The organism is Hymenobacter sp. DG25B (assembly GCF_000801315.1).
GTDB lineage: Bacteria > Bacteroidota > Bacteroidia > Cytophagales > Hymenobacteraceae > Hymenobacter.
Map to the genome: position 1 here is coordinate 3,627,003 of NZ_CP010054.1, position 25,043 is coordinate 3,652,045.

Sequence of the window (25,043 nt, forward strand, 5' to 3'; positions counted from 1 at the left end):
GCCCGGCAGGTTAAAACTACCAAAAAAGAAAAAGCCGACCAGATTTCTCTGGTCGGCTTCTCCTACTTATTTACTCCAGAAGAACTACTCCTGTACCGATTCGCGACGGGAAGCGCGGGCCGGACGCTTTGCGGGAGCAACCTCTTCCGAAGCCTTCGACGCTTGCAGCGCCTCCAGCTCCTCTTTCGAGCCGACAATCTGACGCGTGTATTCGCGCAGACCGGTACCGGCCGGGATGAGGTGACCTACAATTACGTTTTCCTTCAGGCCTAGCAGTTCGTCGGCCTTGCCACGGATGGCGGCTTCCGACAGCACCTTGGTCGTTTCCTGGAAGGAAGCGGCCGAGATGAACGACTGAGTACCCAAAGAGGCCTGCGTGATACCCTGCAGCGTGGGGCGCGATACGGAAGGCTGGGCATCCCGTACTTCTACCAACGCCAGGTCACGACGCTTCAGGCTCGAGTTTTCGTCGCGCAGACGACGAGCCGTTACAATCTGACCAGGTTTCAGGTTCGTCGAGTCGCCGGCATTCGTTACCACCTTCATGTCGATGATGGTATCGTTTTCTTCCATGAACACAATTTTGTCGATAACCTGGTGCTCCAGGAAGGTCGTATCGCCGGCATCGAGGATAACCACTTTCTGCATCATCTGGCGAACTACCACCTCGATGTGCTTATCGTTGATTTTCACACCCTGCAAGCGGTATACTTCCTGAATCTCGTTCACGAGGTACTCCTGCACCGCGCCAGGACCCTGAATGCTCAGGATGTCGGACGGCGTAATAGCACCATCGGAAAGCGGCATACCGGCCCGGATGAAGTCGTTGTCCTGCACCAAGATGTGCTTGGACAGCGGCACCATGTACTTCTTCTTCACGCCGTCTTTCGACTCCACGAAGATTTCACGGTTACCACGCTTCACGGTACCATAGGTTACCACACCGTCGATTTCAGCCACAACAGCCGGGTTCGAGGGGTTACGGGCTTCGAAGAGCTCCGTAACACGGGGCAGACCACCGGTGATGTCGCGGGTTTTGCCCACGGCACGCGGAATCTTGGCCAGAATCTGACCAGCCTTGATTTTCTCGCCGTTCTCCACGTTCAAGTGCGAACCAACCGGGATGTTGTAGCCCTTCGAGCCTTCCATGTCACCCTTTTTGCCGGGGCGCACGATGATAGAGGGGTTCTGATCCTTGGCTTTCGATTCGATAATCACTTTCTCACGGTGACCGGTCTGTTCGTCCGACTCCTCGCGGTAGGTGATGCCTTCGGTAATGGCGTCGTACTGAATGACACCATCAAACTCGGCCAGAATAACGGCGTTGTAAGGGTCCCAGTTGTTCAGCTCCTGACCTTTCTCTACCTCCTGGCCTTCTTCCACCAGCAGGAACGAGCCGTAAGGAACATGGTTTGAAATGAACACCTTGCCGGTGCCCTTCTCCACGATACGAACTTCGCCCGAGCGACCCATCACTACTTTCACCGGCTCGCCATCGGCGTTAGCGGTTTCTACAGTGCGGATATCTTCGAACTCAACCACACCAGCGAACTTGGCACGGATGCTGGCTTCTACGGCAATGTTAGAAGCTGTACCACCTACGTGGAACGTACGCAGCGTGAGCTGGGTACCGGGTTCTCCGATAGACTGGGCAGCAATAACACCAACCGCTTCGCCTTTCTGCACCATGCGGCCCGAGGACAGGTTACGACCGTAGCAACGGGCGCAGATGCCCCGCTTCGACTCACAGGTCAGTACCGAACGGATTTCCACCGATTCAATGCTGGTGTTGTCAATGCGGCGCGTGATTTCCTCGGTGATTTCGTCGCCGGCCGTCAGGATAACCTCGTCCGTCAGCGGGTCGATGATATCGTGCACGGCCACGCGGCCCAGGATACGTTCTGCCAGTGGCTCTACCACGTCCTCGTTATCCTTCAGCGCGAAGGTCTCGATGCCGCGCAGCGTACCACAGTCATTTTCGTTTACAATTACGTCCTGCGATACGTCTACCAGACGACGCGTCAGGTAGCCGGCGTCAGCCGTCTTCAGAGCGGTATCGGCCAGACCCTTACGGGCACCGTGGGTCGAGATGAAGTACTCGATTACGTCCAGACCTTCTTTGAAGTTAGACAGAATCGGGTTTTCAATAATCTCACCTACCGAACCCTGCAGCGACTTCTGTGGCTTAGCCATCAGCCCCCGCATACCGCCGAGCTGACGAATCTGCTCGCGCGAACCACGGGCACCGGAGTGCATCATCATGTAAATCGAGTTGAAGCCCTGGTTCTCCTTTTCGAGGCGACCCATGAGGGTTTCAGTGATTTGGTTGTTGATACGCGTCCAGATGTCGATAACCTGGTTGTAACGCTCGTTATCCGTAATCAGACCCATCTGGTAGTTCTGCGTTACCGCCAGAACATCCGCCTGTGCCTGCGCAATCAGAGCATCTTTTTCTTTCGGAATCTGGATGTCGCCCAGACCCATCGACAGACCACCTTTGTAAGCCGACTGGAAGCCCAGCGTCTTGATGTCGTCGAGGAACTGTGCCGTGCGGGCCATGCCCGTCCGTTTGAACACCAGCGAAATGATTTGCTGCAGCTTTTTCTTGGTCAGCAGCTCATCTACGAAACCTACCTCGGTGGGCACGAGCTGGTTGAACAGCACGCGGCCAGCTACGGTTTCGATGATCTTGGTAACCAGGTTATCCTGCTCGTCCCGAACCAAGGTGCGAACCTTGATATAGGCGTGCTTCGACAGAATGCCTTCGTTGATGGCAATAACTACCTCCTCATCGGAGTAGAAAGTCATGCCTTCACCGTCGATTTTCTCTTCCGGCGTGGTGCGCTTGCCTTTGGTCACGTAGTACAAGCCCAGAACCATGTCCTGCGACGGTACCGCAATAGGCGCGCCGTTGGCTGGGTTCAGGATGTTGTGCGAGGCCAGCATGAGCATGGAGGCTTCCAGGATAGCGGCCGGTCCCAGGGGAACGTGCACTGCCATCTGGTCACCGTCAAAGTCAGCGTTGAAAGCCGTACACACCAGGGGGTGCAGCTGAATAGCTTTACCCTCAATGAGGCGGGGCTGGAACGCCTGGATACCCAAGCGGTGCAGCGTAGGAGCACGGTTGAGGAGTACTGGGTGGCCTTTCAGCACATTTTCCAGGATATCCCATACCACAGCGTCCTTACGGTCAACGATTTTCTTTGCTGATTTTACCGTTTTCACGATACCGCGCTCAATGAGCTTGCGGATGATGAACGGCTTGAACAGCTCAGCAGCCATGTTCTTAGGCAGACCGCACTCGTGCAGCTTCAGCTCAGGGCCAACTACAATAACCGAACGGCCAGAGTAGTCAACACGCTTACCGAGCAGGTTCTGACGGAAGCGGCCCTGCTTGCCTTTCAGCATATCAGACAGCGACTTCAGCGCCCGGTTACCTTCAGCACGCACGGCATTCACCTTACGTGAGTTGTCGAACAAGGAGTCAACAGCTTCCTGCAGCATGCGCTTCTCGTTCCGCAGAATCACCTCCGGAGCCTTGATTTCGATCAGGCGCTTGAGGCGGTTGTTACGGATGATAACGCGGCGGTACAGGTCGTTCAGGTCGGAAGTAGCGAAACGGCCACCATCCAACGGCACCAGTGGGCGCAATTCCGGGGGAATAACAGGCACCATGCGGATAACCATCCACTCGGGCTTGTTTTCCACGCGGGTGGCGGCATCACGGAACGCTTCTACAACCCGCAGACGCTTCAGCGCCTCAGCCTTACGCTGCTGCGAAGTTTCGTGGGCGGCAGAGTCACGCAGGGAGTACGACAGCTCGTCGAGGTTAATACGCTCCAGCAGGAGGTACAACGCATCAGCACCCATGCGAGCGATGAATTTGTTGGGGTCCTCGTTCGGCAGCATCTGATTCTCGCGGGGGAGCTTGTCGATGATGTCGAGGTACTCGTCTTCGGTGAGGAAGTCGAGCTGCTGTACGCCTTCTTCAGCCAGTACGCCCGGCTGTACTACTACATACCGCTCGTAATAGATAATCTGATCCAGCTTCTTGGTGGGCAGGCCCAGCAGGTAGCCGATTTTGTTAGGCAGGGACTTAAAGTACCAGATATGCGCTACGGGCACCACCAGTTCGATGTGGCCCATCCGCTCCCGACGTACTTTCTTCTCGGTCACTTCTACGCCGCAACGGTCGCAGATAATGCCTTTATAGCGAATCCGCTTGTATTTGCCGCAGTGGCATTCCCAGTCCTTTACGGGACCGAAAATCCGCTCGCAGAACAAGCCACCCATTTCGGGCTTGTACGTCCGGTAGTTGATCGTCTCGGGCTTTACTACTTCACCGTTCGACCGCTCCAGAATGGATTCGGGCGAGGCCAGTGAGATAGTGACTTTCGAGAAGTCCTGTACCAGTTTTTTGTTTTTTGCAAACGCCATGTGTGGAAGCTATTAGCTGTTGGCTTTGTGTGCTGTTAGAACGGCTCCGCCCTCTTAAGAGCAGCGCGAGTAATTTTAACAGTTCGACTTTGGCAAAAGTGCTCTGCAGATCGGATAGGTACGTCGTGCAGTAGGTTTCACCAAGTCTGGATGATAAACAGCTCGTCTTTGGGCAAACACGAACCACTTTGCGGCCACCTGCTCCCGGAAGTTGATGCCGTTCTGACCATATCTCGGAACGACGCCGGCAGCGGATGTTTTCGGTTTCCCGAACCGCGCATTACTTGAAAGAGGAAGCTGCCAGCATCGAAACACCAGCAGCTCCCTTTTCAAAAATTAGTCAAGCGTGATTTCCAAGGCCAGACCACGCAGCTCATGAATGAGTACGTTGAATGACTCGGGGATATTTGGCTTGGGCAGTACGTCGCCTTTTACAATAGCCTCGTACGCCTTGGCACGGCCTACCACGTCATCCGACTTCACCGTCAGGATTTCCTGGAGAACGTTAGAAGCGCCGAAAGCCTCCAGGGCCCACACTTCCATCTCGCCGAAGCGCTGGCCACCGAACTGTGCCTTACCACCCAGCGGCTGCTGGGTAATGAGCGAGTACGGGCCGATGGAACGGGCGTGCATCTTGTCATCGACAAGGTGACCCAGCTTCAGCATATAAATAACACCCACGGTTACCGGCTGGTCGAAACGCTGACCAGTCAGACCATCGTGCAGGTAAGCACGGCCCCAATCGGGCAGGCCCGCTTCGGTCAGCTCTTTAGCCACTTCGTCCTCGGTAGCACCGTCGAAAATCGGGGTAGCGTAGGTGCGGCCCATTTTCAGACCGGCCCAGCCGAGTACGGTTTCGTAGATCTGACCGATGTTCATCCGGCTTGGTACACCCAGCGGGTTCAGCACGATGTCCATTGGGGTGCCGTCGGGCAGGAAAGGCATGTCCTCATCGCGCACGATGCGGGCTACCACACCCTTGTTACCGTGACGACCAGCCATTTTATCACCCACCTTCAGCTTACGCTTCTTGGCGATGTATACTTTGGCCAGCTGCACAATACCGGCGGGCAGTTCGTCCCCTACTTCCAGGGTGAACCGGTCGCGCTTAAAGCGGGCCGTGATGGTGTTACGACGCTTGGCGTAGTTTTTCACCAGTGCCGTCAGCATTCCATTCACGCGCTCATCGGCGGTCCAGTTCTCCAGGATCAGGTCCTTGAACATGTTCACCTCTTCGGGCACGGCGTAGTTGCTCTCGTCCTTGTAGGGGTTCTTTTCGGGGAACAACGCTTCCGTGATGTTCTTCTTCCCGAATTTCACACCCTTGCTCAGGATTTCGTCGCCAAACTTGTGCTTCACGCCCTGGGAAGTTTTGCCTTCCAGCAGCTGCACCAGCTTCTCTACCATCACGGTTTTCACCGCGCGTAGCTCCTTGGCATACGAGTCCTTCAGCTCTTCTACTTCCTTCTTCGACTTGGCCCGGAGGTTTTTGTCTTTCTTAGGACGGGAGAACAGCTTGGTACCGATAACCACACCCTGCAGGGAGGGCGGCGCCTTAAGGGAGGCATCTTTCACATCACCGGCTTTGTCACCGAAGATGGCGCGGAGCAGCTTCTCTTCCGGGGTCGGGTCGGTTTCGCCCTTGGGCGTAATCTTACCGATCAGAATGTCGCCTTCCTTCACCTCAGCGCCCAGACGGATAATACCGTTGTCGTCGAGGTTGCGCACGGCTTCTTCGCTCACGTTCGGAATTTCCGAGGTCAGCTCTTCTTCGCCGCGCTTGGTTTCGCGCACTTCCAGCTCAAACTCCTCAATGTGAATCGAGGTGAAGATGTCGTCGCGGACAACCCGCTCCGAAATAACGATGGCATCCTCGAAGTTGTAACCCTGCCAGGGCATGAACGCCACCTGCATGTTACGACCCAGGGCTAGCTCACCTTTATTCGTGCCGTAGCCTTCGCACAGCACCTGGCCTTTCACCACCCGCTCGCCGTTCTTCACGAGCGGCGTCAGGTTGATGCAGGTATCCTGGTTGGTACGACGGAACTTGATCAGGTCGTAGGAAATCTTCTCAGCGTCGAAGCTTACCAAGATGTCGTCTTCCGTCAGGTCATATTTTACTACGATGCGGTTCGCATCCACGTAGTCGATGTAACCGTCACCTTCCGCTACAACCAGCGTACGCGAGTCAGTTGCCACGCGGCCTTCCAGACCGGTGCCCACAATGGGAGCCTCGGCTTTCAGCAGCGGCACTGCCTGGCGTTGCATGTTCGAACCCATCAGGGCCCGGTTGGCGTCATCGTGCTCCAGGAACGGAATCAGCGAAGCAGCTACCGATACAATCTGGTTCGGGGCCACGTCCATGTAGGTGTACTCACCGGGCTCAACCACGGGGAAGTCACCTTCAAAACGGCCTTTTACCAAATCATTAATGAAGCGGCCCTCATCATTGAGACGGGCATTGGCCTGCGCAATGTGGTGGGTATCTTCTTCCTCCGCGGTGAGGTACTTCACGTTCTCCGTCATATCCACCTTGCCGCTCTCAACCGTGCGGTAAGGCGTCTCGATGAAGCCCATGGAGTTTACGCGGGCGTGCACGCACAGCGACGAAATCAGACCGATGTTCGGGCCTTCCGGCGTTTCAATTGTGCAAAGACGGCCGTAGTGGGTGTAGTGAACGTCACGTACTTCGAAACCAGCCCGCTCACGCGACAGACCTCCCGGCCCCAGTGCCGATACGCGACGCTTGTGCGTCACCTCGGCCAGCGGGTTGGTCTGGTCCATGAACTGCGACAACTGGTTGGTGCCGAAGAACGAGTTGATTACCGAAGACAGCGTCCGGGCATTAATCAGGTCAACCGGCTTGAAGTCCTCGTTATCGCGCACGTTCATGCGCTCCTTGATGGTACGCGCCATACGGGCCAGACCTACGCCAAACTGAGCGTAGAGCTGCTCCCCTACCGTGCGGACACGACGGTTGCTCAAGTGGTCAATGTCATCGACAATGGCCTTCGAGTTGATCAAGCCAATCAGGTATTTCACGATGAGAACAATGTCCTCGTTGGTCAGCACGCGGGCTTCCCAGTTCGTGTCAATACCCAGCTTCTTATTGATACGGTAGCGGCCTACGTCCCCGAGGTCGTAGCGCTTATCCGAGAAGAACAGCTTCTGGATGATATCACGCGCAGTTTCTTCGTCAGGAGCTTCCGTGTTACGGAGCTGACGATAGATCTGCTCTACAGCTTCTTTCTCCGAGTTGGAGTTGTCTTTCTGCAGCGTGTTATAAATGATGGCGAAGTCGGCAATGTTGACGTTCTCGCGGTGCAGGATCACCGATTTGGCTCCGGCATTCAGGATAGTGTCAATATCGTCCTCCTCGATAGGCGAATCGCGCTCCAGCAGCACTTCGTTCCGGTCGATAGATACCACTTCACCGGTATCCTCGTCCACGAAGTCCTCCGTCCAGGTGCGCAGCACCCGGGCAGCCAGCTTCCGGCCTACGGCCTTCTTGAGCGTTTTCTTATCGGCTTTCACCTCTTCCGACAGCCCGAACAGGTCGAGAATGTCTTTGTCGGTGCCGTAGCCGATAGCGCGAAGCAGCGTAGTAACCGGGAATTTCTTCTTCCGGTCAATGTACGCGTACATCACATTGTTCACGTCCGTGGCAAACTCAATCCACGAGCCTTTGAACGGAATAATACGGGCCGAATACAGCTTCGTGCCGTTGGTATGCTTGCTTTGGGCAAAGAACACGCCCGGCGAACGGTGCAGCTGCGATACGATAACCCGCTCGGCGCCGTTAATAACGAATGAGCCTTTCTCGGTCATGTAGGGGATATTCCCCAGGAACACTTCCTGCTCAATGGTTTCGAAGTCCTCGTTGTCCGTATCATTGCAGACCAGACGCAGCTTAGCCTTCAGCGGCACAGAGTACGTCAGGCCGCGGTCGATGCACTCATCCACCGAATACTTGGGCGGATCTACGTGGTAGTCGATGAACGTCAGAACAAAGTTTTCGCGGGAGTCCGAAATCGGAAAGTTTTCCGCGAATACCTTGAACAGCCCTTCATCGGTGCGGTTCTCAGCAGCCGTCTCCAACTGGAAGAAATCCATAAACGAGCGAACCTGCACGTCCAGGAAATCCGGGTACTCAATAACCTTTTTAATCTTGGCGAAATTGATCCGCTCGTCAGCGGCCTGCAGCCTTTCCAGCGCAGCCTTTGCTTTCGGTGTAGCCAATGTATGTGGGGTTAGGAAATGGACACAGAGAGGATGCAATCGAAAACCCTGCCTCTGTCTTGTGCGTTTAGGCACAAAAAGCCGCAAAGCGGCGCGTATGAGGACATTAGCAAAGTTTGTTGCCTACAAACAGGAAAAGACCTGGCTTAGTTGCCAGGCCTATCCTTATTTGTAGAGAGAAAATGCGGGCCGCAGAGTTATTTAACTTCTACTTCGGCGCCAGCTTCTTCCAGTTGCTTCTTCAGGCCTTCAGCTTCGTCCTTAGCAACACCTTCTTTCAGGGGCTTAGGAGCACCGTCAACCAGTTCTTTGGCTTCTTTCAGGCCCAGACCGGTCAGGTCTTTCACCAGTTTCACTACAGCCAGTTTCTGAGCGCCAGCGGCTTTCAGGATTACGTCAAACGAAGTCTTCTCCTCAGGAGCTTCAGCAGCAGCGCCAGCGCCGCCAGCCATCATTACTGGAGCAGCAGCAGCAGGCTCAATGCCATACTCGTCTTTCAGGATAGTAGCCAGTTCGTTTACTTCTTTCACCGTCAGGCTAACGAGCTGCTCAGCGAATGCTTTCAAATCTGCCATTTCTGTAGATTGTTAAAAAAAGGGGTTGTTGAAGGAAATTGAATTTGAAAAAGATGAGCAGCGGTTAGCCTGCAACCTCTTCTCTTTCGGAAAGCGTTTTGAGGATACCAGCCAGTTTGTTGCCACCGCTCGACAGAGCAGAAATAACATTTTTGGCAGGCGACTGCAGCAGACCGATGATATCACCGATAAGCTCGTTTTTACCTTTAATAGTGCTGAGGCTCTCTAGCTGGTCAGCACCTACGTACACGTCGCTATCGATGTAAGCACCTTTCAGGGCTGGCTTCGGCAGTACGTTTTTACCGTAGTTCTGCGACTTGTAGAAGTCTTTCAGCAGTTTGGCCGGGGCGTTGCCCGACTCTTTCGAGAACAGAACACCCGACTGGCCTTTCAGCGCAGCATCCATCTCCGAAGTATCGCCACCCAGGGTGTCGAGAGCCTTGCGGATCAGCGTGTTCTTATACACTTTGAACTCCATGCCGCGGTTGAAGCACAGGCGACGGAATTCGTTGATTTTCGCCACGGTCATCGACGAAGCGTCGGTGATGTAGAACGCGTTGTGCGATTGAAACTTCTCGCTCAACTCGTCGACGAGGGCTTGTTTTTCTTCCCGGGTCATATCGTCGTGTTGGTTATACCTTAAGCGGAAGTTACTTGCGTGTCAACCGGCACTGCGGGCGACATCGTGCTCGAGAGCGTGATGCTCTTGATGTACGTGCCTTTTGCCGACGAAGGCTTCAAACGGTTCAGAGTCTGAATTACTTCGATGGCGTTTTCAGCCAGCTTCTGCGAATCGAACGATACCTTACCGATGCTGGTGTGGATGATGCCGGTTTTATCAACTTTGAAGTCGATTTTACCAGCTTTCACTTCCTGTACCGCCTTGGCAACGTCGGTCGTTACGGTACCCGACTTGGGGTTAGGCATCAGGCCACGAGGACCCAGTACCCGGCCCAGACGACCAACTTTGGCCATCACAGCAGGCATCGTGATAATCACGTCAATATCTGTCCAGCCTTTCTCGATTTTCGAGATATAGTCGTCCAGACCTACGTAGTCGGCACCAGCAGCCGTAGCTTCGGCTTCTTTGTCCGGAGTTACGAGAGCCAGAACACGGACCGTTTTGCCGGTACCATGAGGCAGAGTGGCTACGCCACGTACCATTTGGTCGGCTTTGCGGGGATCAACACCCAGACGAACGTCGATATCAACCGAAGCGTCGAACTTGGTGTAAGTGATGTCCTTAACAACAGTGGCGGCCTCAATGAGGTTGCGCACCTGGGTCAGGTCATGCTTGGCAAGGGCTTCCTTGCGCTTTTTGCTAACTTTTGCCATCTGATTCTTCTCCGTTAAGATTATTCAGCGAAAGGAGAATCTCCCTTGATGGTGATACCCATGCTGCGGGCGGTGCCAGCTACCAGTTTCATGGCCGATTCGATTTTGAACGAATTCAAATCGGGCATTTTCACTTCAGCAATCTGACGAACTTGGTCCCACGTTACCGAACCCACTTTGTTACGGTTTGGCTCTTTTGAACCGCTCTGGAGCTTAGCAGCTTCCAGCAGCATAACCGGCGCCGGTGGGGTCTTCACCACAAAGTCAAACGACTTGTCGGTGTACATGGTAATGAGAACAGGACAAACTTGGCCGGCCTTATCCTGGGTGCGAGCATTGAACTGCTTGCAGAACTCCATGATGTTAAGGCCTTTGCTACCAAGTGCAGGTCCAACCGGCGGCGCGGGGTTCGCGGCGCCTCCCTTTATCTGAAGCTTCAGATAACCTCTAATTTCCTTGGCCATTTGGATTGAAAGGCTTCGGACGATGTGACGTAACTCACACAGTCCTCAGATGATGTAATGCTCCTGGTGGAAGCACCGCCGGCCCGGAGCGGACAACCGACGACGTACTATTTACTTTTAAGACTCTTTCTCGACCTGCGTGTAGCTAAGCTCCATGGGAGTGCTACGGCCGAAGATTTTCACAATTACATTGAGCTTCTTCCGCTCTTCAAACACTTCAGAAACCGTACCGGAGAAGCCGCTGAAGGCGCCATCCACTACTTTCACCAGTTCGTTTACCACGAATGGGGTTTCCAGCTGGGCCGTCTGCTCTTCTGCTTCGTCTACTACACCCAGGATGCGGTTTACTTCAGAAATGTGCAGCGGCACAGGTTTGGTATTCTGGTTGGCTGCTTTTCCTTCCTTATCGCTCAGGAAACCAATTACACCAGGCGTGCTGGTAATAATGTGGTCTACTTCGCCGTGGGTCAGGTCAGCGTGGATGATAATGTAGCCAGGATACAGATTCCGTTCACGCACGCGCTTTTTGCCATTGCGCATTTCGAAAACCTTCTCTACCGGAATCAATACCTGCGGCACCAAATCCGAAAGGCCATGACGACCAATCTCGGTTTCGAGATACGTCTTGGCCTTTTTCTCTTGTCCGCTTACCGAGCGAACAACGTACCATTTCAACTCACCCATCGATTCTTGTGCTTAACGGAACGAGTTGTAAAATGCCTCCAGACCCGTTTTGAAGATGATGTCCATCAAGCCTACAACTGCCGCAAATACGAGTGAGCCAATGAGTACCAGACCGGAACTCTTCTGCAGCTCTTCGAAAGACGACCACGTTACTTTGTAGCGCATCTCTTCGGTAGTCTCGCGGAAATACTTTGTCAGCTTGCTCATAATCCGTAAACGGGCTTTGGCGATAATAACTGGGCCAGCAACTGGCTAAATGGCACGGGCGGAGAGATTCGAACTCCCATCAAAGGTTTTGGAGACCTCTATTCTACCCTTGAACTACGCCCGTGTAAGCGCTTCAAACGACTATAAAGCCGGATTGGGACTGCAAATGTACTGAACTGATGGCACAAAACAAATCCGCCCCCGAAAAATCGAGGGCGGATTGTGTTATGCTAGCAGAAACTAGTCGAGGATTTCGGTCACCTGACCGGCACCTACCGTACGGCCACCTTCGCGGATAGCGAAACGCAGACCTTTCTCCATAGCTACGGCGCTGATCAGCTCCACCTGGATGGTGATGTTGTCGCCGGGCATTACCATCTCAACACCTTCGGGCAGGGTAATGATACCCGTTACGTCGGTGGTGCGCAGGTAGAACTGCGGACGGTAGTTGTTGAAGAATGGGGTGTGACGGCCACCTTCCTCTTTCGAGAGAACGTAAACCTCAGCCTTGAACTTTTTGTGGGGAGTTACCGAGCCGGGCTTGCAAATAACCATACCACGACGGATATCGTCCTTTTCAATACCACGGAGCAGCAGACCTACGTTGTCACCAGCTTCGCCACGGTCCAGGATTTTGCGGAACATTTCCACACCCGTAACCGTCGACTTCAGGCCTTGCTTGGCACCCATGCCGAGGATGTCAACCTGCTCGCCCGAGTTGATAACACCACGCTCGATACGGCCGGTTGCTACCGTACCACGACCCGTGATAGAGAATACGTCCTCTACTGGCATCAGGAAGGGCAGGTCAGTCAGACGAGCTGGGATTGGAATGTAGCTGTCAACGGCAGCCATCAGTTCCTCGATTTTGGGAACCCAAGCAGCGTCGCCGTTCAGGCCACCCAGAGCCGAACCCTGGATAACGGGGATGTTGTCACCGTCGAAGTCATAGAACGACAGCAGCTCACGGATTTCCATTTCCACCAGCTCGAGGAGCTCGGGGTCATCCACCATGTCTACTTTGTTCATGAATACCACCAGCTGAGGTACACCTACCTGGCGAGCCAGCAGGATGTGCTCACGCGTCTGGGGCATGGGGCCGTCGGTAGCAGCTACTACGAGGATAGCGCCGTCCATCTGGGCAGCACCCGTTACCATGTTCTTCACATAGTCAGCGTGACCAGGGCAGTCAACGTGAGCGTAGTGACGGTTTTCGGTAGCGTATTCTACGTGCGAAGTGTTAATCGTGATACCACGCTCTTTTTCTTCGGGAGCGTTGTCGATTGACGAGAAGTCACGCTTTGCGGCCAAACCTTTGTTCGCCAGTACCATTGTGATAGCAGCGGTCAGGGTGGTTTTGCCGTGGTCGACGTGCCCGATCGTACCGATGTTCACGTGCGGCTTGGAACGATCAAAATTTTCTTTGGCCATTGTAAAGAGATTAAAAGGAATTTTGTGAAGGAGGGGAAAACGCGACTTGACTATACTGCAAGAAAGCGATACGCAGCTCCGCTTAGTGGGGACTGCACGTCGCTTTACTTTTCTCGCAGGTCCAAACGGTGCAGGCGCGCTGCCCCGGTGGTACTCGTATTCAGAGCCATTTATGGGATTTGAACCCATGACCTCTTCCTTACCAAGGAAGTGCTCTACCACTGAGCTAAAACGGCTTATGTAAGGGCAAATTTACAACAAAGAAGGCACAATGGCTGTCCACTGCTTTTCTTCATCATCAATTTGTGATTGACAATGAGCGGGAGACGAGGTTCGAACCCGCGACCTGCAGCTTGGAAGGCTGCCGCTCTACCAACTGAGCTACTCCCGCAGAGAAGAAATGAATGGATGGCCCGCTACCAAGCAATTGCTTGCTTCTCGCTATACCATCCATTCACTCAACTACGTGGGGAGAGAAGGATTCGAACCTTCGAAAGCTTACGCTAACAGAGTTACAGTCTGTCCCATTTGGCCGCTCTGGAACCTCCCCGGGTGTTGTTTTTCTCAGCCGACTGCAGAGAAGCTTTCCGTTAATAACCTTCGCCGGAAGTGGGTGGGTTGCTAAAGGAGTTGCAAAATTAACGGCTTTCTGATGCAAGTCAAGCGCTAGCCTGAAATCAACCTAATATTTTTTCCTTCTAGCGGGCCTTATCCGCAGTAGGTATTTACCTCTCAGGAGGTTGAAAACCCAGCCGGCACCAGAATATTTTCTCAGTGCCGGCTGGGTTTTGCTACTCTTACCCCTTAAAGCAGGTTATACATTCCTTTTAAGCCTTCATCCTTTTCCTTGGCGCGGATGTCCTGCAGAACGGACTTCAGCTCCGGGCTGCGCTCAGAAACAGCCACCAGCCCTTTATAGGCACCCAGGCGCACATAGGAAGAAGGGTTATTTCTGGCCAGCATTTCCAGTTTTTTCAGCCCCTTTTCGCGCTCAATGGGCGGCATGCGCTGCATGAACAGGCCAAAATTAGGCAGGAAGGTATACAGGTCGGTGTCCCCCAGCGTTTCTACATAGCGCAGGTACCAGTCGTACTGATCCACTTTGCCATTGAGCACATAATAGCCGCCCAGGGCATTAATAACGCTGTTATTGGGCGTTTCCTGGAGTTTAGCAATGCGTTCAGCCGTTTTGGCCGTTGGTGCTTTGGTGAGGGCATTGATGGCGGCCGTTAGTACTACATAGGAGCTGTCATTCAGGCCTGCCTCGTAGATGGAGCCAAAGTCTTCATTGGGGAAGGAAGCCAGGGTAGCCATAGCGGCGGCACGCACTTCGCTGCGTTTATCGGTGGTGGCGGCATGCTGAATCTCTTTGCGAATAGCCCCACCCTCCGGACCTTTGTACTTCCGGAAAGCACTGAGCGCGGCCGTGCGCACTGCCCAAAAGTTATCATTGAGAGCTGTACGGAGCATACCAGATACCACCAAGTCACCTACTTTGGGGCGGAGCTCCTCAATAGCCTCGTATTTCTGCAGGTAGTTGCGGGCGTGGTAGAACTGATAGAGCAGCTCATCCTGGCTTCGCTCCTCTTCTATTTTGGCCAGCAGCTGGGCCTCATCATCAAACTTTACCAGACTGGGGCGCTGCGCAACCGGCAGAACAAACGTCTGGTCGGCTTTGGTAATGGTCAGCTTGTGCTCGGTGGGCTGATTGTTTACCCAGGTGGTAACCGTGACCGGCAACCGGAAGATGGGCGTGAAGGTGGAATCCTGCTGCTGCTGCACATGCAGGGTAACCTGGCTGTTGTTATAGCTATGCGTGACGCGCAGCTCCGGGTGGCCGCGCTGCATAAACCACTGGTTAAAGAACCAGCGCAGGTCTTGGCCGGTCACGTCTTCGAAAGCCAGCCGTAGCTCATCTATCTCAACGGCGGAGAGCTTGTTGCGCGTCAGATATAAGTTTAACGCCGCATAGAAGGCATCATCTCCTACATACTTGCGCAGCATGTGCAGCACGCGCCCCCCTTTTTGGTAAGAGTGGCGGTCCAGCATATCCTCCCGGTTGGCGTAGTTATACCGAATGAGCGGAACACGCTTGTCTTCCGCTTCCTGAAAGTATAAGTCGGAAGCAGTTTGCTGGACGAGGGCGGCGGCGTCGGCACCGTACTTATACTCGGCCCACAGATACTCCGAGTAATCGGCAAACGACTCGTTCAGGGGCAGGTTAGACCATGATTCGCACGTGACATAGTTGCCAAACCAGTGGTGAAACAGCTCGTGAGCAATAACCCAATCGGAGTTTTTATCCAGCAACTCCCGCCGCGTAGCCTGAATTCCGTCGCCGTGAATGGTGGCGGAGGTGTTTTCCATAGCCCCCGACACATAGTCGCGCACAGCTACCTGGGCATATTTCTCCCACGGATATTCCACGCCCAGCTTCTTGGAGAAGAACTCCAGCATCTCGGGCGTATTACCGAACACCGCCTTCGCCGTTTGCTGAAATTTGGGCTCTACATAATAATCCACGGCTTTTCCGCGCCAGGACTCACTAACCACGGCAAAATCGCCTACGGCCATCATGGTAAGGTAAGGCGCGGCAGGCAGGCTTTGCTTCCACACATCGGTACGGGTACCATCGGAATTCTTCTTGGAGGAAATCAGCAGGCCGTTCGACAGAGTTTTATACTGGGCATCCACTGTCATGGCTATTTCCTGCGTCATGCGCTGGTTGGGCTTGTCGATGGTAGGAAACCAGGCCGAGTTGTTCTCCGTTTCCCCTTGCGTCCAGATCTGACGGGGTTTGTTCTTCTCAGCGCCTACCGGGTTAATAAAGAACAGGCCTTTGTTACTGGTAATGGCCTCACTGCCGCCCGTGGTTAGCTCATTGGGCTTAGCCACATAGTTCACCCGCACCTGATACGCCTCGGAGCGGCTGTAGGTCCGGTCCAGGTTAACAGTGAGCTTGCGCTTATCGTAGCTATAGGTAAGCGCCTTCTCCTTTTCCTTGCCATTAGCCACCGATATGAGGCGGATACTGCGGATATCAAAACCTTTCGCATCCAGCACCAGCTGGCTTTGCGGATAGAAGTGGGGCCGCACCGAGAGCGTGGCCGTACCAATGAGCTGTTGCTTGGCCCAATCGAAACGCACATCCAGCCGCGTATGCAGGACATCGGTCAGAATAGTGGCCGCAGCATGCTCTGGCGTAGTACTAGGCAGCCACGAGGGAACCACGATGGTGGGGGAAGCCGCATCGGAGGCGTAAGGATCCGTAGTAGCTTGGGGCTTCTTGCGGGAAGACTTCGCCGGCGAGCTTTTATCAGGCTTAACACTCTGAGCAGGTGCAAACAGAGGCAACGCCAGCACCAAACTTAGGGCACCGATAAACGGGTATTTCATGCAAGTGGCAATAGGGTATTGTGGCTCAATTTCCGAAATAAGTTTGAGATTTGGCCTATCTTTAAGCCCTTTTCCGCCCAACGTAACTTTGATAGAATGCTCCAAGTAAACACCGGATCCAGCCAGGTTTGGGAAGTTGAATATCAACCCGACGCCATTACCGTGAATGGTGAAACGTTTACCTGGGACCTGGCGCCGCTGGGCAATGGGCGTTACCATATCCTGCACGAGGGACGCTCTTTTTCCGCCGAGGTTGTCAGCGTAGAGCACGCGGCCAAAACTATTCAGCTCAAGTTGGACGGCCGCATTATCACCCTCAACGCCAAGGACCGCTTTGACCTGTTGCTAGAAAAGCTGGGAATGAGCGACGTAGCCGCCCATAAAATTAACGAGCTGAAGGCCCCCATGCCCGGCCTGATCGTAGACATCCGCGTGGCCCCTGGCCAAACCGTGCAAAAGGGCGACCCGCTGCTGGTGCTGGAAGCCATGAAAATGGAAAACATTCTGAAGTCGCCGGGCGACGGGGTGGTAAGCGCCATTAAAGTTTCCCTGCGCGACAACGTGACCAAAGGGCAGGTGCTGATTCAGTTTAGCTAACTGCGCCTGGCTTTTTTAGGTTTTCGCTTCGATATATCCCACTCACGCTAAATTTTCGCGTTTTGAAGTACAAACGAATTCTGCTCAAGCTCAGTGGCGAGGCACTCATGGGCGCTCAACAGTATGGCATTGATGCCGAGCGCCTGATGCAATATGCTCAGGAAATAAAGACGGCCGCTGAAACCGGCACCCAGATAGCCGTGGTGATTGGCGGCGGCAACATCTTCCGGGGTGTGCAGGCCGAAGCCTTTGGGCTGGACCGGGTACAGGGTGACTATATGGGCATGCTGGCCACCGTTATCAACTCTATGGCGTTGCAGAGCGCCCTGGAAAAGCTAAACGTGAATACCCGTCTGCTTTCCGGCGTTACCATTCAGCGGGTGTGCGAGCCTTACATCCGGCGCCGCGCGCTGCGCCATCTGGAGAAAGGCCGCGTGGTCATCTTTGGGGCTGGCATTGGCTCCCCTTACTTCACTACCGACTCGGCTGCTTCCCTGCGGGCCATTGAGATTGAGGCCGACGTTGTGCTGAAGGGCACCCGCGTAGACGGTATTTATACCGCCGACCCGGAGAAAGACCCTACGGCTACCCGCTATCCGCAGATTACCTTTGATGAGGTAATGGAAAAGAACCTGAATGTGATGGACATGACGGCCTTTACCTTGTGCAAAGAGAATAACCTGCCCATTATTGTGTTCGATATGAACAAAGCCGGCAACCTGCAGCGCCTGATTGATGGCGAAACCGTAGGTACGCTGGTAACCATGAACGGGACCAAACCGGAAACTGAACCCGCTGGCAAGCACAGCGGCCTGCAGCCGGCCGTAGAAACCTCCACCACTACCACAGAGCAAGCCTGAATCAATTAAAAATTAAGGAAGCAGTACCGGCCAGTACGTACTGCGGCTGGGCCAACCCGGCATTTCCTTCCTGGTTTTTAATTCTCAATTTCTAATTCACCTTAACAAATGGACGAAGAAATCCAGTTTTACCTGAGCGACGCGGATGAATCGATGGGCAAAGCCCTTCAGCACACGGGCGTTGAGTTGGGCCGCATTCGGGCCGGCAAAGCCAGCCCCGCTATGCTTGATGGCCTGCGCGTAGATTACTACGGAACCCCTACCCCACTGAGTCAAGTGGCTAACATTGCTACCCCCGATGCCCGCACGCTTTTCATTAAGCCCTGGGAGAAGAACATGGTAGGCGAAATTGCGAAGGCCATCAAGAATAGTGACCTAGGCCTGAACCCGCAGTCGGATGCAGAAGGTGTACGCCTGAACATCCCGGCCATGACGGAGGAGCGCCGCCGTGAGCTGGTAAAGCAGGTGAAAAATGAATCAGAAAGCGGCAAAGTACGCATTCGGGCCATCCGGAAGGATGTGAACGAAGCCCTGCGCAAGCTGCTGAAAGATGGCGCTTCCGAAGACTCCATTAAAGACGCGGAAGCCAAAGTGCAGAAGTTCACCGATACCTACATTGTGAAGGTGGATGACCTGGTAAGCAAGAAGGAAGCCGAAATCATGACGATTTAAGCGCTTTTAAGCCATAAAAAAAGCCCCGGTGAAGCTGTTTCACCGGGGCTTTTTTTATGTTGTCTGACTTATCTGAAGCTAGCCTAGGAGCGCCAATAGCCTTCCGCCTCAATGCGCTTTTCCACCGCCGCCGGCACCAGGTAACGGATAGATTTGCCGGCCCGGACACAGTCCCGGATAAACGTAGCGGAAATATCCAGCAGGGGAGCATCCACCACGCGTACACCCGGATGCGTGCTGACCTCGGAGGCCGCTACCCCGGGCCGCGGGTACACATACACTTCGTGCTCGGCCAGAATACGGGCGGCGTCTTTCCAGCGCGGCAGACCGGGGAGGTTATCCTCGCCCATGAGCAGCACAAAGCGGTGGTCTGGGTACTGCCGGTGCAAGGCATCCAGCGTAACAATGGTGTAGTTCGGCAGGTCCATGCCAAACTCAATGTCCAGGGCCTTCAGGCGGGCATTGTCGGCAATGGCGGCCTGCACCAGCTCAAAGCGAACCTTCTCCGGCAGCAGGTCCTGCCCTACTTTGAAAGGGCTTTGCGGCGACACCACCAGCCACACCGCATCCAGATCGGTATGCGTGGCCATGAAGTGGGCCAGAATAAGGTGGCCGGTATGCAAGGGATTGAACGAGCCAAAGAGCAACCCCACTTTAGGGGTACTCACAGAATGGCAGGTTCAGCGGTAATGAAGTCGCGCACCAGCTTTTCAGCGTGCGCTGTGGCCTCGTCCAGATCATCATTCACCACCACTACATCAAACCGGTCTTCGAAGGTGAGTTCGAAGTTGGCTTTATAGAGGCGGGAAGAGATGCTGGCGGCCGAATCGGTGGCGCGGGCCCGGAGGCGGTGCTCCAGAATTTCCAGGGAAGGCGGTTTGACAAAGATAGCCAGGGCCCGGTCTTTGTAGAATTCCTTGATGCTGAGGCCGCCTTTTACGTCCACATCCAGCACGGCGTGCTTGCCGCTTTCCCAGATGCGTTCAATCTCGGACTTCAGTGTGCCGTAGAAGGCACCTTCGTACACTTCTTCCCATTCCACGAAGGCGTCCTGTCGGATTTTCTCCTGGAACTCCTGTACGGAAATAAAGTAGTAGTCTTTCCCGTTGGCTTCGCTGCGGCCGCGACGGTCGCGCGTACACGCTGAAATCGAGAAGCTTAGCTCCGGAACACGCTCCAGCATCCGGTGCACAATAGTGGTCTTGCCGGCGCCGGAAGGCGCCGAAAAGGCGATGATTTTACCCTGCATCGGGCAAAATTAGGCCATTTCTGCTTGCAAGCGCTGAAGAATTGTTTGCGACAGTACCGCAGGGGCGCCTTTACGACCTACATGCTGGGACAGGAAGTCGACGAAAATGCGCTGTTTATCAATGGTATCGAAGCAGGGCGAGCAGTCTTCGGCGTGGTTGACAAAGTATTCTTCGTCTTCCATGCTGGGGGCCTGGCCTTCGATAATTTGGTCGAGAATTGTATTCACACGCTCACAGTCGGCGCCGGTCTCAGGAGCAGCGGCAGCCGGTTGGTTGGTTTTTGTAGATGTAGTTTCCATACTAGTGCGGCTGGAGTGTTAGTCGTGGTCTGCGTCTGAATCGGTGGTATCGTTATCGTCGGCCTCATCATCGGTGCCGTAGCCCATGGATTTGGCGTATTTCTCAAGCTTATCCTTCAGAAAGTTCCGGGCCCGGTGCAGGCGGGAACGAACCGTACCAATTGGGATATCCAGCACTTTAGCCATTTCCTCATACGTAAACCCTTCCAGGTCACAGAGGATAATGACGGTGCGAAAATCCACCGGCAGCGAGTTTAATGCCCGAGCCACTTCGTCGCCGATGAGGTCGCGCACGGCTTGCTGCCGCATATCGGACGAGGTACTTCCTGCGTCACCCTCAGCCTCCACGTCCTCCGAATTGTAGTACCCTTCAATTTCGCTGTAGTCGACCTTGGCGGGTTGTTTACTTTTCTTTCGGAAGTCGTTAATGAATGAGTTTTTCAAGATGCGGAACAGCCACGCTTTGGCGTTGGTTCCCGGCTCAAAATATTCAAAAAACCTATATGCCTTCAAATAAGTCTCCTGCACGAGGTCGTTGGCATCGTCCTCATCCAGGGTCAGGCGGTAGGCAAAATTGTACAGGGAATCGATAACCGGCATTAATTCCGCTTGAAAGCGGCGGTCTTTCTCTTCCTTACTCAGCTTAGAAACCCGTTCGGGAGAATCGCTCATGGGCGCAGAAAATTACGGATGCCAGGGCTGCCTGGTGGGTCAGCCTGTGGCTTAAATGTAGCTATTATACCGTACCACTCCCAGGGGTGTTGCACACCCGGGCCGCAGTTTGTCGTTCGGTGGACACTACGAGAAAACCATATAGAAAGACGAATAGATTAAATCCAATTTGTAATTCCAGCAGCGAATCCGTCAACATAGCAATGGCTAGCAGCCAGATACAGTGTATCACATACGGGTTTCGGCGCTGGGCTGGTTGTGCCAAAGGGCCCAGCAAAACCAACAGCCACAAGCCCAGCTGCACCAGCCCGCCACCTACTAAATAGTGCAGGTATTGATTATGCACCATTACCCAGTTGGCCGGGGTGAGACCAAAGCTCTGCCAGGCGTATTGCTGCATCATAGCGGCCCGCACATCAGCCGGGGCCACGCCCAGCACAGGATGCGTCTGAAATATGACATTGGCCGTGTGCCAGGCCGCCAGGCGCTTGGAAAGGGAGTAGTTATTGATATCGTGCCCCAGAGAAAACTGCTCCAGATCAAAGTGCGTGGCTTCCAACCGCTGCTGCACTGATACCAGCGTGTGCAGGGCGCCCCAGGGCAGCAGCACCAGTAAGGCAGCCAATACCAAGCCCAGTCGCCACTGGCGCCGCATAACTACTACCAGAACCACATCCAGCAACAACGTAGCATAGAACACCAGCAGGCCCGTGCGATACGCCAGCACATGCAACACAACCAAAGCGGTGATGCTGGCTGCCCGCAACAACCAGCGCAAGGCAGTACCAACTATCTTCTCGCGGGCCAGTAACATACCGATATATACCGCCAGGGCCAGCATAATGCTGAAGTGGATGTGAAATACCCCCGTAACAGACGGCATATTCTGCCCCGAGCCAAAGGCGTTGTTAGCCTGGGCGGCGTTCATGAGATATTCGGCCAGCGTAGCTAACCCCAGCCCGGCTACGCCCAGCACAAACAGGCTGCCCACCCCCAGGCGTTGGCGCGCGGTGAGCGGAACTGCTACGGCAAAAACCAACGGTACACCCAGAAGCGGCAACTGGCGGAAAAGCTCGTGCCTGTATACCGCCCACTCCGCGGTATACAGGCCGCTTATCACCAGGAACAGATACAGCAATGCCGGGAACCAGGCGGTGCGCAAACTCCACCACCCGGCCAGCTGTCGGCGCAGGTTGGGCTGCGCCGCAACGGCTAGTACACCTACCACGGGGCTCAATGCAATCAGGGCCCGGGCCATCAGCAGACCTACCACGCCGGCCACGCACGCCAGCAGCAACAGGTACTGCGACAGGCGCCCACTCTGGTAAAGCTGCCGAAAGGAAGGGAGAGGTAAAAAAGCCATGGGAGCCGCAAAGAACGCAGAGGGCCTGTCAGAAACCAGCAGGCGGCAAAGAATTCCAGGCAGCTATCCGGTTCAGCACCTCAACAGGCTCAATAGCGGCCAGGCAAGAGCACGCGGCCGGCGCCTGCCGGCACTCCTGGCAATCAGGCTTGTTAAACACCAAGTATTCTGCATGCGGGCCCAGCGGTGCCCAGCGGCCGGGATGCATAGGGCGGATAGGTGGATACAGCCCCAGGGCCTGCCTACCCAGCGCCGCCGCCATATGCAACGGCCCGGTACTATTGGCCACCAAGCCATCAGCAGTGCCAATGAAAGCCAGTAGTTGGGGCAAGGTTAGCTGCCCGGTCATATCACCCGCCAGGAAAGGGGCGTGCTCCGTCAGCCAGGGGCGTAGCTCCTCCCCTTCGGCCGCGGTGCCGGTGATGAACACGCGGTGCCCGGCCTGGTCCAGCATGCGCACTAACGTCCCGAAGTTTACCAACCCCCATTCCCGGGCACTACCCCGGCTACGCGGATGCAGAATAACGTTGAGCTGCCCGGCCTGGCGCTGGGCCAGCAGGTGCTGCCATTGATGCGCCAGCGGCTCGATAGGTGCCAGCCGCACCAGCTCACCCACGGCGGCCAGCGGCATAAGCCCAGTATAGCCCAGGGGCCGCAGCAGCTCCAGATTCAGCTGCGCTTCATGTAAGGGCGAATGGCGGCGGCTCAGGACTACCCGGTGGGTACAGGTAAGCCAGTGAAACCACCGGTTACGCGTGCCAATGCGCATGGGTATGCGGGCCTGCCGGCCTAAGGAAGCTAGGTGTTTATCGGGGAAGATGTGCAGCAAGACATCGGCCTGCTGTTGCTGCAATGCCTGCACCTGCGCCGGCTGGGTGAGCTTGCGCAGTTCATCCACGTTTATAAAATCATCTATCCAGGGACAGGCAGCGGCAATGGCCTGGGTGTAAGTGCGGCCCAGCAGCACCACGCGGCAGCCCGGGAACAGCTTCTTAAGCTGCCCACATACGGGAAGCGTGAGCACCACATCGCCAATAGCATCGGTACGGCTGACCAGGAAAGTCTTCATACAGTAGTGGTGGGCCGCCGGGTACGCAGCTTGGCAAACTTGAGGAAAACACCCCAGGCAGAAATGGTGGCTATGCTGAGGCCGGCAAAACCATCCAGCATGCCCAGCCGCAGAAAGTAGCCGTGCACGAACTTCCAGATGGGTTTCAGCAGCAGGTGAAACAGCGTAACGCGGCGCTTGCCGCGCAGCCACAGCTCCTCGGCGGCAATGCTGGTGAAGCGGTTGAGTTGGGCTACGTGCTGCTCTACGGAATCGTAAGAGTAGTGCAGCAGGTCACCGTTCAGAGCTCCTACCAGCTGGCCGGGCTGGGTTTCGTACCGCTCGTGCAGGAGCATGCCTTCCCATTGGCCCAGGCGCCGGTCGTAGAGGCGCAGCTTGCGGTCGGGGTACCAGCCGCCGTGGCGCACCCAGCTGCCGCAGTAGTTGGTGAGGCGGGCCAGCGTATAGCCGGCGCCTTGCCAGTTTTCTTTGGCTTGCCTAATGCTTTGGCGCAGCTCATCCGTCAGGACTTCGTCGGCATCCAGCTGCAATACGTGGTCATATTGAGCCTGGGCGGTAGCGAAGTTCTTTTGTTGCACATAGCCTTCAAAGGCGTGCTGGATAACGCGGGCGCCGTGCTGCCGACTGATGTCCACCGTGCGGTCGGTGGAGAAGCTGTCGACCACGATTACCTCGTCGGCTACATCACCCAGCGCTTCGAGGCAGCGGGCAATGTTGCGTTCTTCATTGTAGGTAATGATAACGACGGAAAGCGGGACAGCAGGCATAGGCGAGCAAATATCGGAAGTTTGGTTCGCTTACCGCTGTCGTATGTTCCCGATCAGCATGGTATCTATCTTTGCCATACTACCCTAAGTGGCACCACCTGCCTTGCCACCTACTCTATGTCCAAATCTAAGTCCAGCCTCCAAGTACCTCAAAGGCTAAAGATTACTATCACGGTAGTTGCTGGAAATATATTAGCGGCTGAAACTTACTGGTATATTTTTCATGGACACCGTTTTGGCATCATTTCTACTAGCACCCTGTGGCTTTTCGCGACTTTATCTATTGTCTTGCTCTACATGCTGTGGATAGACACTTTGTGGCGCTCCAATCTGCTCAAAGCCTTGTCCACTTTAGTTTATTTCGGGTTATTCTTACTATTCTGCGGCGCTGTAGACGACTTCCACAAGAAGCGTTTGGCACAACAATTAGCTCACTACGGCATAACTGGCTACGGGCATGTAACCGGTTTCGAGATGGAACACCGCAAAGGAGGCTCCGTGAGATATGCCATTTATGAGTATCAACACCAAGGTCAATTATACAAACAGCGAGTACGGACTAACTCCAGCACTCATTATCATCAACTCCTGCAGCTACGATACGCTTCCATTGACCCTGAAAATGTCATTGTCACTCGTTTTGGGGTAACAAACGCCACCGCAGACAAACCACAATAAAAACGCCCAACTCACAAAGCGTGAGTTGGGCGTTTTTATTGTGGTTTA

Annotated in this window: 21 protein-coding genes and 4 tRNA genes; 4 read left to right on the forward strand and 21 right to left on the reverse strand. The window is 54.7% G+C overall.

Annotated elements, in window-relative coordinates:
* Positions 1-84: 84 nt before the first annotated feature.
* From rpoC to PK28_RS15715, 14 genes are all read right to left on the reverse strand, one after another.
* Positions 85-4,437: a DNA-directed RNA polymerase subunit beta' gene (gene rpoC, locus PK28_RS15650; protein WP_044515492.1), complete on the reverse strand. Its 4,353-nt coding sequence runs from the start codon at positions 4,435-4,437 to the stop codon at positions 85-87.
* A 336-nt stretch (positions 4,438-4,773) separates the two neighbouring features.
* Positions 4,774-8,649, reverse strand: a complete 3,876-nt coding sequence (gene rpoB / locus PK28_RS15655) for a DNA-directed RNA polymerase subunit beta (RefSeq protein ID WP_071885178.1) — start codon at positions 8,647-8,649, stop codon at positions 4,774-4,776.
* 224 nt (positions 8,650-8,873) lie between these two features.
* The gene (gene rplL, locus PK28_RS15660; RefSeq protein WP_044515496.1) at positions 8,874-9,251 is read right to left on the reverse strand and encodes a 50S ribosomal protein L7/L12; all 378 of its coding nucleotides are present in this window, start codon (positions 9,249-9,251) and stop codon (positions 8,874-8,876) included.
* A 64-nt stretch (positions 9,252-9,315) separates the two neighbouring features.
* Entirely contained in the window at positions 9,316-9,870 is a 555-nt protein-coding gene (rplJ, locus tag PK28_RS15665) for a 50S ribosomal protein L10 (protein WP_044515497.1), read from the reverse strand.
* A gap of 20 nt (positions 9,871-9,890) precedes the next feature.
* Positions 9,891-10,586 (reverse strand): 50S ribosomal protein L1, encoded by a 696-nt coding sequence (rplA, locus tag PK28_RS15670; RefSeq protein WP_044515503.1) that lies wholly within the window; start codon positions 10,584-10,586, stop codon positions 9,891-9,893.
* Between the two features lie 20 nt (positions 10,587-10,606).
* Complete coding sequence (rplK, locus tag PK28_RS15675; RefSeq protein ID WP_044515505.1) at positions 10,607-11,050, reverse strand: 50S ribosomal protein L11; 444 nt, start codon at positions 11,048-11,050, stop codon at positions 10,607-10,609.
* Between the two features lie 117 nt (positions 11,051-11,167).
* The gene (gene nusG, locus PK28_RS15680) at positions 11,168-11,734 is read right to left on the reverse strand and encodes a transcription termination/antitermination protein NusG (RefSeq protein WP_044515507.1); all 567 of its coding nucleotides are present in this window, start codon (positions 11,732-11,734) and stop codon (positions 11,168-11,170) included.
* A gap of 12 nt (positions 11,735-11,746) precedes the next feature.
* The gene (gene secE, locus PK28_RS15685; RefSeq protein ID WP_044515509.1) at positions 11,747-11,941 is read right to left on the reverse strand and encodes a preprotein translocase subunit SecE; all 195 of its coding nucleotides are present in this window, start codon (positions 11,939-11,941) and stop codon (positions 11,747-11,749) included.
* A gap of 50 nt (positions 11,942-11,991) precedes the next feature.
* A tRNA-Trp gene (locus PK28_RS15690) sits at positions 11,992-12,065 on the reverse strand.
* Positions 12,066-12,181: 116 nt separating this feature from the next.
* Positions 12,182-13,372, reverse strand: a complete 1,191-nt coding sequence (tuf, locus tag PK28_RS15695) for an elongation factor Tu (RefSeq protein ID WP_044515515.1) — start codon at positions 13,370-13,372, stop codon at positions 12,182-12,184.
* A 164-nt stretch (positions 13,373-13,536) separates the two neighbouring features.
* Positions 13,537-13,608 (reverse strand) — tRNA-Thr (locus PK28_RS15700).
* Between the two features lie 82 nt (positions 13,609-13,690).
* A tRNA-Gly gene (locus PK28_RS15705) sits at positions 13,691-13,763 on the reverse strand.
* Between the two features lie 76 nt (positions 13,764-13,839).
* Positions 13,840-13,922 (reverse strand) — tRNA-Tyr (locus PK28_RS15710).
* A gap of 254 nt (positions 13,923-14,176) precedes the next feature.
* Positions 14,177-16,768 (reverse strand): M1 family aminopeptidase, encoded by a 2,592-nt coding sequence (locus tag PK28_RS15715; protein ID WP_044515520.1) that lies wholly within the window; start codon positions 16,766-16,768, stop codon positions 14,177-14,179.
* Positions 16,769-16,864: 96 nt separating this feature from the next.
* On the opposite strand from PK28_RS15715, the gene PK28_RS15720 reads away from it, so the two are divergent.
* The 3 genes from PK28_RS15720 (at position 16,865) to frr (ending at position 18,897) form a co-directional block, all read left to right on the forward strand.
* The gene (locus tag PK28_RS15720) at positions 16,865-17,365 is read left to right on the forward strand and encodes an acyl-CoA carboxylase biotin carboxyl carrier protein subunit (protein ID WP_044515524.1); all 501 of its coding nucleotides are present in this window, start codon (positions 16,865-16,867) and stop codon (positions 17,363-17,365) included.
* 62 nt (positions 17,366-17,427) lie between these two features.
* On the forward strand, positions 17,428-18,225 hold the full coding sequence (pyrH, locus tag PK28_RS15725; protein ID WP_044515527.1) for a UMP kinase: 798 nt from the start codon (positions 17,428-17,430) through the stop codon (positions 18,223-18,225).
* Between the two features lie 108 nt (positions 18,226-18,333).
* Positions 18,334-18,897 carry a ribosome recycling factor gene (frr, locus tag PK28_RS15730; protein WP_044515529.1) on the forward strand — a complete coding sequence of 188 codons (564 nt, stop codon included), beginning with the start codon at positions 18,334-18,336 and terminating at the stop codon, positions 18,895-18,897.
* A gap of 83 nt (positions 18,898-18,980) precedes the next feature.
* On the opposite strand, the gene nadD is transcribed toward frr, so the two are convergent.
* The 7 genes from nadD to PK28_RS15765 form a co-directional block, all read right to left on the reverse strand.
* A complete protein-coding gene (gene nadD / locus PK28_RS15735; RefSeq protein ID WP_044515531.1) occupies positions 18,981-19,565 on the reverse strand; it encodes a nicotinate (nicotinamide) nucleotide adenylyltransferase in 585 nt (194 codons plus the stop codon).
* Complete coding sequence (gene gmk / locus PK28_RS15740; RefSeq protein ID WP_044515532.1) at positions 19,562-20,146, reverse strand: guanylate kinase; 585 nt, start codon at positions 20,144-20,146, stop codon at positions 19,562-19,564. Before gmk ends, nadD begins: the two co-directional genes overlap by 4 nt.
* Positions 20,147-20,155: 9 nt before the next feature.
* Entirely contained in the window at positions 20,156-20,446 is a 291-nt protein-coding gene (locus PK28_RS15745) for a hypothetical protein (RefSeq protein ID WP_044515533.1), read from the reverse strand.
* Positions 20,447-20,464: 18 nt separating this feature from the next.
* Positions 20,465-21,118 (reverse strand): sigma-70 family RNA polymerase sigma factor, encoded by a 654-nt coding sequence (locus PK28_RS15750; RefSeq protein ID WP_044515535.1) that lies wholly within the window; start codon positions 21,116-21,118, stop codon positions 20,465-20,467.
* A gap of 64 nt (positions 21,119-21,182) precedes the next feature.
* The gene (locus tag PK28_RS15755; protein ID WP_044515537.1) at positions 21,183-22,481 is read right to left on the reverse strand and encodes an O-antigen ligase family protein; all 1,299 of its coding nucleotides are present in this window, start codon (positions 22,479-22,481) and stop codon (positions 21,183-21,185) included.
* A 28-nt stretch (positions 22,482-22,509) separates the two neighbouring features.
* Positions 22,510-23,550 (reverse strand): glycosyltransferase family 9 protein, encoded by a 1,041-nt coding sequence (locus PK28_RS15760; protein ID WP_044515539.1) that lies wholly within the window; start codon positions 23,548-23,550, stop codon positions 22,510-22,512.
* Positions 23,547-24,317: a glycosyltransferase family 2 protein gene (locus PK28_RS15765; RefSeq protein ID WP_044515540.1), complete on the reverse strand. Its 771-nt coding sequence runs from the start codon at positions 24,315-24,317 to the stop codon at positions 23,547-23,549. Before PK28_RS15765 ends, PK28_RS15760 begins: the two co-directional genes overlap by 4 nt.
* A gap of 117 nt (positions 24,318-24,434) precedes the next feature.
* Here PK28_RS15765 and PK28_RS15770 point away from each other — a divergent pair, with 117 nt between their 5' ends.
* Positions 24,435-24,995, forward strand: a complete 561-nt coding sequence (locus tag PK28_RS15770; RefSeq protein WP_044515546.1) for a hypothetical protein — start codon at positions 24,435-24,437, stop codon at positions 24,993-24,995.
* Positions 24,996-25,043: the final 48 nt, after the last annotated feature.

Bases quoted from the DNA above. Each gene is read 5' to 3' on its own strand.
- PK28_RS15770 (WP_044515546.1), top strand. From the start codon at position 24,435: ATGTCCAAATCTAAGTCCAGCCTCCAAGTACCTCAAAGGCTAAAGATT.
- rpoC (WP_044515492.1), bottom strand. From the start codon at position 4,437: ATGGCGTTTGCAAAAAACAAAAAACTGGTACAGGACTTCTCGAAAGTC.
- tuf (WP_044515515.1), bottom strand. From the start codon at position 13,372: ATGGCCAAAGAAAATTTTGATCGTTCCAAGCCGCACGTGAACATCGGT.
- rplA (WP_044515503.1), bottom strand. From the start codon at position 10,586: ATGGCAAAAGTTAGCAAAAAGCGCAAGGAAGCCCTTGCCAAGCATGAC.
- PK28_RS15765 (WP_044515540.1), bottom strand. From the start codon at position 24,317: ATGCCTGCTGTCCCGCTTTCCGTCGTTATCATTACCTACAATGAAGAA.
- rplJ (WP_044515497.1), bottom strand. From the start codon at position 9,870: ATGACCCGGGAAGAAAAACAAGCCCTCGTCGACGAGTTGAGCGAGAAG.
- frr (WP_044515529.1), top strand. From the start codon at position 18,334: ATGGACGAAGAAATCCAGTTTTACCTGAGCGACGCGGATGAATCGATG.
- PK28_RS15720 (WP_044515524.1), top strand. From the start codon at position 16,865: ATGCTCCAAGTAAACACCGGATCCAGCCAGGTTTGGGAAGTTGAATAT.
- nusG (WP_044515507.1), bottom strand. From the start codon at position 11,734: ATGGGTGAGTTGAAATGGTACGTTGTTCGCTCGGTAAGCGGACAAGAG.
- PK28_RS15755 (WP_044515537.1), bottom strand. From the start codon at position 22,481: ATGGCTTTTTTACCTCTCCCTTCCTTTCGGCAGCTTTACCAGAGTGGG.
- PK28_RS15745 (WP_044515533.1), bottom strand. From the start codon at position 20,446: ATGGAAACTACATCTACAAAAACCAACCAACCGGCTGCCGCTGCTCCT.
- PK28_RS15750 (WP_044515535.1), bottom strand. From the start codon at position 21,118: ATGAGCGATTCTCCCGAACGGGTTTCTAAGCTGAGTAAGGAAGAGAAA.
- rplL (WP_044515496.1), bottom strand. From the start codon at position 9,251: ATGGCAGATTTGAAAGCATTCGCTGAGCAGCTCGTTAGCCTGACGGTG.
- secE (WP_044515509.1), bottom strand. From the start codon at position 11,941: ATGAGCAAGCTGACAAAGTATTTCCGCGAGACTACCGAAGAGATGCGC.
- PK28_RS15715 (WP_044515520.1), bottom strand. From the start codon at position 16,768: ATGAAATACCCGTTTATCGGTGCCCTAAGTTTGGTGCTGGCGTTGCCT.
- PK28_RS15760 (WP_044515539.1), bottom strand. From the start codon at position 23,550: ATGAAGACTTTCCTGGTCAGCCGTACCGATGCTATTGGCGATGTGGTG.
- gmk (WP_044515532.1), bottom strand. From the start codon at position 20,146: ATGCAGGGTAAAATCATCGCCTTTTCGGCGCCTTCCGGCGCCGGCAAG.
- rplK (WP_044515505.1), bottom strand. From the start codon at position 11,050: ATGGCCAAGGAAATTAGAGGTTATCTGAAGCTTCAGATAAAGGGAGGC.